The 7,152-nt window shown below is 69.1% G+C and carries 6 protein-coding genes; all 6 read right to left on the reverse strand.

What is annotated here, in order from left to right; all coding sequences use genetic code 11:
• Window positions 1-305: 305 nt before the first annotated feature.
• The gene (locus FL344_RS37490) at window positions 306-869 is read right to left on the reverse strand and encodes a MarR family winged helix-turn-helix transcriptional regulator (RefSeq protein ID WP_141594553.1); all 564 of its coding nucleotides are present in this window, start codon (window positions 867-869) and stop codon (window positions 306-308) included.
• 269 nt (window positions 870-1,138) lie between these two features.
• Window positions 1,139-2,842 carry a dipeptidase gene (locus FL344_RS37495; RefSeq protein ID WP_141621876.1) on the reverse strand — a complete coding sequence of 568 codons (1,704 nt, stop codon included), beginning with the start codon at window positions 2,840-2,842 and terminating at the stop codon, window positions 1,139-1,141.
• A 154-nt stretch (window positions 2,843-2,996) separates the two neighbouring features.
• The gene (locus FL344_RS37500; protein ID WP_141621877.1) at window positions 2,997-3,347 is read right to left on the reverse strand and encodes a helix-hairpin-helix domain-containing protein; all 351 of its coding nucleotides are present in this window, start codon (window positions 3,345-3,347) and stop codon (window positions 2,997-2,999) included.
• A complete protein-coding gene (locus FL344_RS37505; RefSeq protein WP_171410524.1) occupies window positions 3,344-3,595 on the reverse strand; it encodes a hypothetical protein in 252 nt (83 codons plus the stop codon). The genes FL344_RS37500 and FL344_RS37505 overlap by 4 nt, the downstream gene beginning before the upstream one ends.
• Before the next feature lie 238 nt (window positions 3,596-3,833).
• Window positions 3,834-6,428: an ATP-binding protein gene (locus FL344_RS37510; protein ID WP_141621878.1), complete on the reverse strand. Its 2,595-nt coding sequence runs from the start codon at window positions 6,426-6,428 to the stop codon at window positions 3,834-3,836.
• Window positions 6,429-6,444: 16 nt separating this feature from the next.
• On the reverse strand, window positions 6,445-7,152 hold a 708-nt coding region (locus FL344_RS37515; RefSeq protein WP_194863404.1), incomplete at its 5' end, for an FIST signal transduction protein.

The following is a 7,152-nucleotide window of genomic DNA, read 5'->3' on the forward strand; positions in this document are numbered from 1 at the left end:
GAGGGGGCGGAGGCGGGAGCTCGGGGCCTGGAGTCTGCGGTGTGTCGAGGTTCACGCTGTCCTGTCCGCTCAGTGACGAGGCAACCCCTGGTGGGGCCGCCTATTTCCCGATTTTCTAGCAGCCAGCCCCTTCTTGCGAAGCATAACGACCCAGGAGCCCCTTCGAAGGGCTCCAGGTGTCTGGCGCTGGAAGGAGACACAAGGGCGAGGGTCCGGGAGGTGACGCGGTCCACCGGGCTCGCCCTTCCTACGAAGCCCACCACACGCTTCCCCGGCAGCGGCAAGGGAGCGGGCGGGCCACCGGCTCATCGGACGACTTGCTTGCGGGCGCCCGCCTCGTCGTACTCGACCTCAGGCATGGGGACGCCGCCCAGCTCCCGGGCCAGCGCGGTGAGCACTTCCTGCGTCGCGAGGATGTTGGACCGCGAAAGGCGCGCCAGCACGCGCTGCACCGACGACTCCACCGTGCCCTCGGAGGGGATGTCGAGCGCGCGCCCCTCGTCCGTCAGGGAGAACAGCGCCTTGCGCCCGTCGAGCGGATCGGACTTGCGCTCCAGCAGGCCCCGCTTCTCCAGGCGCTTGAGCACGCCCGTCAGGGTGCTGGGATGGACGTGGAGGATCTGCGCGAGCATGCCCGCGGTGATGTCGGGGAATCGCCCCACCAGGCGGATGACCAGGCGCTGCGGACCCGTGAGTCCCAGCGAGGACTCCATGCGCTTCGACGTGGACTGGAGCCCGTGGTCCACGGCCCAGAGCAGTCGCATGAATTCGAGCACTTCGCCAAGGGGCGGCCCTTTGTAGGTCCGCTCGCCTTCGTGGGGTACCAGCGGCCCATCTGCCGGTCCCTTCGGGGATTCTTCTGCTGTCACCTGCTGCCTCCGTGTCTCAAGCCAATGGTTTGAGTCGCAGCAGGTCTATCGCGTCGCCGTCCGACCCGCTGCTGAAAAACCGTTGGCTGTTGACCGCTCGCAAGCCAGACGTCAAGCCGGAGGCTTTTCGAAGGCCCAGCGGGCCCGGTGGGGAGGGCCGCCGTGGGCCATCTCCCCATCAGGCCGGATGCCGGGCGGGCGGGCGCTCAGAGCTCCTCGAGCGTGAGCCGGAGGATGGCGCCCGTGTCGTCCCGGTCCAGGACGGGGTGTTACGGCGCGGGGGCCACGGTGGGCTTGGGCGCCGGCTTCTGCGAAGGGGCGGGCGCCGGAGCCGGAGCGGCGGCGGGCTCCGCGGGCTTGGCGGGCATCTGCAGGGCCTTGCCATGCTCCTGGACGATGCGCCGGTACCAGGCCTCCTGGAACTTGGGATGGTTCACCTTGCCCATCTCATCGCGCACGTTGCCGTCGATGTACTTCACGAGCAGCGTCTCACCGAGCTTGCGCCAGCGGGTGTGGACCTTCTCACCCTGCTGGAGCGAGTAGTCGGTGAGGTACTGGCGCGCCTCCTCGGGGCTGCGCTTGAACTGCTCCTGGGCGCGCTTCTCGATGTCGGCCTGGTCCGCGAGGAACTGGCCTTCCAGTGCGCCCTGCTCCTTCTGCAGGTCATTCACCATGTCGCTCCAGCGCCCGTAGGCCTGGTTCGACACCCAGTTGAACACCCAGAAGGAGGAGTCCCAGGAGAACTCTCCGCGGCTGGCCACGCCCTGCGCGAAGTTGCGCGGCACCTGCCGGATGCCGGCGTACATGGGCGTGTAGACGGTGGTGAAGGTGTCGTCCACGCCGAACCAGAGCACGCCGCCAATGGGCGCCGGCAGCCAGTCCCGCATCTGCGCGACGAAGGAGAAGCCCGTCTGCTGCGTGGAGATGGCGCGCTCGTGGAGGTACTGCTTGCCGTCCACCTCCCACGTCATCGGCCGCCAGCGGTACGGCGCCGCGTAGGGGCCGGCGCCCACGTCCTTCGTCATGTCCAGCGGCGTGCCCGTGAAGTGGTCCCGCATCAGCGCCATGGTGTCCTGCACGGACAGCTTCTTGTCCGGCTTCACCCACAGCGGCAGCCGCTTCTGGGGCGCCGCGCCGTTCGCGTACTCCGCGCCCAGCTTCATCGACGGCGCCGCGCGCCGGAAGATGCTCCACACGCGCGCCTCGGAGAACCGCTGCCCGCCGAAGTCGATGGGGTTGTACGTCTCCGCGAAGTTGAAGTCCTTGTCCGCGCCCTTGAACCAGCCCTTCGCCCGGGCGAAGGAGATGACGTCCGGCGAGTAGAACGTCGTCTGCTTCTCGTTCTGCGGGAACGTGCCGATGCGCGCCTGGTTGGCGTGCGCGGAGAGGTACCCGTCGGGCAGCTTGCGGGCCACCCACACCGCGCCTTTCTCGCCCTTGCCCTTGCCAATCATCTCCAGCAGCCAGGCCTCCTTCGGGTCGGCGATGGAGAACGACTCACCGGTGGAGGCATAGCCGTGCTCGGCGACCAGGGTGGTCATCACCTGGATGGCCTCGCGCGCCGTCTTCGCGCGCTCCAGCGCGATGTACATGAGCGAGCCGTAGTCGATGATGCCCGCGGGCCCCTCCAGCTCCTCGCGGCCGCCGAACGTGGACTCGCCGATGGAGAGCTGGTGCTCGTTCATGTTGCCCACCACCGAATACGTCGCGGCGGGCTGGGGGATGCGGCCCAGGAACTTGCCGGTGTCCCATTCGATGATGTCGCGCATGGCGCCAGGCGCGTGGCGGCGCGCGGGCGTGAAGTACAGCTCGCCGTACAGCTCGTGCGCGTCCGCGGCGTAGGTGATGAAGGTGGCTCCATCCGCCGTGGCTCCCTTGGAGACCAGCATGCTGGTGCAGGCGAGCACGGGCGGAGCAACCAGCGCGGCGGTGACGGGCAGCGCGGTGAGCAGGTTCGTCAGGCGTCGGTTCATGGCGGCGGATGGTACCAATCCACTCCAGGATGGCTACCGCTCCCAAGAGGCGCTTCCCTGTTTGCCCCTCATGGGCCCGTCCACGACAGGGCCGCCGCGCCAGGCCACGAGAGAAATCCCGGGCGGCGGCCCCCCATTGTCGGAGCTTTCAGTCTCAGTCGTTCGTCGCGCTCACCTCCTTTCTCTCAGGAGGGGCGGGCACCTGTTCGACTCGCAGCGTCGTGGGCCCGCTCAGCGCCAGGTGCGCCTTGAGCTTGAGGAACTTCTTCTTGCCGAAGCCCTTCACGCGCACCAGCTCCTCCACGCGTTTGAAAGGCCGCTTCTGGCGGTGCGCGATGATGCGCTGCGCCGCCTTCTCACCGACGCCCGGCAGCAAATCCAGCTCCGCCGCGCTGGCCTCGTTGAGGTTGACCGTCCCCGTGTGCTGCGTGCGCAGCTTCGCCGCCTCCGCCACCCCGGGCCCGCACCAGAGCAGGCCCACCACCACCGCGCACAGCGCCCTCACGAGTGGCCACCCACCGGCGCTGCGTCCAGCCCCAGCTCTCCCGCGTAGCGGCCGCCGCTCATTCCCGCCGTGTCGCGCTTCTCCGCCGCCTCGCGGACGTGCAGCTTCCCGTCCAGCGGCAGCACGTCCAGCAACACGTTGAGCGAGCCGTCCTTGTTCACGAAGGCGCTCCCCGCCCGCACCCAGATGCTCCCGCCCTTGCCCTCGCGAATGGAGAAGACCGCCAGTCGCTTACCCGCCGTCAGCATCATCCACCTCCACACTCCGCATCGCGCCACCACGGCGCGGCTGCCTCGTCGGCTTGACCGCCTGAGGTCGGGGAGCGCTTGAGCAGCCGGCGTGCCAGCGGTGTTCTCCTCGGCGTGCTCTCCGCACACCGTGCGCGGATGTGAGAACCGTCCAGCGGCGAGGACGGACAGCGACGCGCCAGTGGCTTCTCAGCGGACGAGAGCGCGGCGCCAGGCACGGGAGGGCGCGAGCGCGCACTCATGCATGGTTCGCGTCCAGGGGCATGTCCGCCGGAGCCGGCCGCGGCGCGGCGGGGCCGCTGCGTGGAAGCAAGACCGTGAAGGTGGCGCCGCGTCCCGCCTCGCTCTGGACCCGGACCGCCCCTCCCAGCCGTTCGACGAGCTGACTGACGATGTGGAGGCCCAAGCCCAGCCCTCCGTAGTGGCGCGATGACACCGCCCGCTCGAAGGCCCGGAAGATCAACGCCTGTTGTTCCGCCGGGATGCCGATTCCCTGGTCCCTCACTTCCAGGAGGGCGGTCCTGGCGTCTCCGCCGACCTGGATTTCGATGGGCTTGCCCTCGCCGTACTTGATCGCATTCGAGAGCAGGTTGGTGACAATCTGGTCGAGCCGCGACCGGTCCCAGATTCCTGGCATCGGCGTGTCGGCATGAACCTGGAGCGTGGCGCCGGAGAGGGCCAGCTCGGGTGCGAAGCGTGCCGCGATGTCTCGGACCAGCGCGGCGAGGTCCACTTCCTCCAGCTCGAGCTCGAGCCGTCCGGCATGGATGCGCGAGACATCGAGCAGCGTGTTGACGAGCTTCGCCATCCGCATCGCCTGGCGTTCGATGCCTTCGACCGATTGGGTCACGGTCTCCACCGACGCGGTGCAGAGCGCTCCCGACCGGGCGCGGCGCAGCAGGCCCTGCACGGACAACTGGAGGGAGGTGACCGGGGTCTTCAGCTCGTGAGAGGCAACGGAGAGGAACTCATCACGAAGGCCAATGGCCTGCTGGGCTTCCCGATAGAGCCGGGCGTTGTCCACGGCCATGGCCGCGCGGCGGGCCAGCTCCTGCGCGACGGTGAGCTCGGCCAGGCCATAGCGGCTCTGGTCGTCCATCCGGGCGAGGGTGAGCGCGCCGAGCGTCCGGCCACGCGCGAGCAGCGGCACCGACAGCCAGGACTGGAACTCGAGGCCGTCGTACTCGAGGGCAGTGGGGCCGCAATCCTCCAGGCAGAACTCCGGCTCGCCGCGGCGGAGCACCCGCCCAGGGCCATGCGTGGCATTGAGGTCCGGTGGCGGGTGGGCGTCCTTCGCGGGCCATTGGGCCCGCAGTGTCTGCGATTGGGCCACCGCGATTCGCTGGGGGGAATGGTCGTTGTCCAGCAGGTCGACCGCGCACCAGTCCGCGAAGCGCTGGACGGTCAGCGCCGCCACGTTTCGCAGCGCGTCCTCAGGGGCGAGCGAGCCCGCGAGCAGTCCCGAAGCTTCCGCCAGGAACGCGGACCTTCCTTCCTGCTCCTCGGCGCGGGTCCGCGCTTGCTGCTCACGCAGGAAGGTCTGGTCTCGCTCCCGCTCGGCCCGGCGTTGCTCGGTGATGTCGATGCCCGTGCCGATGATGTACTCGACCGCTCCCGACGGGCTGCGGAGGATGTTGCTGGACCATGCGATGAGGCGGCGCTCTCCCGCTCGCGTGAGCCAGCAGCTCTCGTACTCCTCGTGCCCCTGGCCCGCGGAGAGCTGGGCGAAGTCCCGCTCGACCCGCGCCGCTTCTTCCGGGGCCTGGAGCTGCTTCCAGAACCGCGCGCCGCGAAGCTCCTCGAAGGAGTAGCCGGTCATCTCCTGGCATGCGCGGTTGAAGCGGACGATTCGACCCTCCACATCCAGGACGATGAACAGCGCGCGGGCTGTATCCAGGACCGCCGAGCTGAAGTCCCGCTCGTGCTGGAGGTCCCGCTCCGTGCGCCGTCGAGCGGTGACGTCCCGGAAGTAGGCGGCCCGCCCATAGTAGACGCCGTCAGCACTCACCACCGGAGCGTCGTACTGCTCGAATATCCGCCCATCCTTGAGCCGAAGCTCGTCGTGTCCCGACGCGTCGCGGTGCTCGATGAAGAAGGCTGCGCGCGCCGTGAACCGGGCAGGCTCCTCCACGAGCTCCGCCGCCGCACGGACCCACGCCCCGTAGGATGCGGACAGGAGCGCCTCCTCCAGCCCCCACATCTGCACGAGGCGGCGGTTGTGCGTGAGCGTCCTTCCTTCCTGGGTGAAGATGAGGATGCCCTCGTCGGAGGCTTCGCTCAGGGACTCCAGCAGCGTCTTCTGCTGGTGGAGCGCGCGCTCGCTCTCCAGGATGCGGGTGAAGAGCTGCCGGTGCATGAGCGCGGTACGGAGCACGCCGCCGAGGCGCTCCATCATGCCCCGGTAATGTCGCGGGAGCTGCGGCTCGCGGTCGAAGTACAGCAGCAGCGCGCTGGCGCTGTGCGCCGCGTCCGCCCCGATGATTGGAATGGACCAGCGCACGAGCTCCGGCAGTTCCAGCTCCGGAAAGGGCAGGTTCACCTCGGCGGGCCCTTGCTTCCCCCCGGGCTCGGAGCGGGCGGGAATCGGAAGCTGGCGGGACGCAGCGGAGAGTCCACTCGCGCCCTGGAGGATGACCTGCCCCCGCGCGTTCACCTGGACCCAGAGCGCGACCATGCACCCCAGCCGCTCCGCGACACGGTCCATGAAGGCGTCCGCGGGCTTGCTCGGGTCGAAGAGGTCGAGCGCCGCGACGGTGAGCTCCTGGAGCACGCTCAGCAGCGCGAGTCGCTCCTCGGTGAGCTTCCGGTCCTCGTCCTCGCGGGGGTCCGCCATGTCCGACCTCGTCCCATCACCCTGGAAGGGCGAGCACCACCACCGTCTTGTTGTGGAACTGCGGAACGCCACCTCCCATGGCCCCCACCTCGCCCAGCGTCAGACAGCCCACGAGCGGCGTGGCCTCCCCGAGCGCTCCCTGGACGCGTGAGAGCTCGTCTTGGATTTCCTCGCCCAGGATGGGGTAGCGGGAGTAGCAATCGAACACGACCGCGCCGCCCAACGCGCCAGGGGTTCCTTTCCGAGCCAGGGTGGCCGCCCCCTCGGCCGCGTCCATCAGGTCCGCGCGCGCTCCCTCCATCACTCGGACCAACGAGCCATCCGGTATCTCGGCGACGCAGCGGACCGAGCCGTCGGGTTCGATGGAGATTGGGTCGCGAATCACGAACTCCCCATTGGCCTGGGGAATCCCCAGCGGGTGGGTCATCGCGAAGCGGGCGAAGCCCTGCACGTCCAGCGCGTCTCCGCGGCTCGCGGCCGTGCGCCGGTAGACCTCGAATGCGCTCTCGTAATCGAGCTCGATGGCGGTCGCGCCGTGGGCCTTCGTGACCTGGGTCGGTGGGCCGTATGGATACCAGCCGTGCTGAATCCCGACGCCTATCGGCGCCTGGGCATCAAAGGCAATCACCACCGCCTTGTCCCGGTATGCCTGCCCATCCGCGAACTGGGCTGTCATGGCGCTCCGGAGGTCGCCTCCCGCTCCGCCCCCCGCCCAGACGACACC

It is taken from the genome of Myxococcus sp. AB036A, from assembly GCF_006547355.1.
GTDB lineage: Bacteria > Myxococcota > Myxococcia > Myxococcales > Myxococcaceae > Myxococcus > Myxococcus virescens.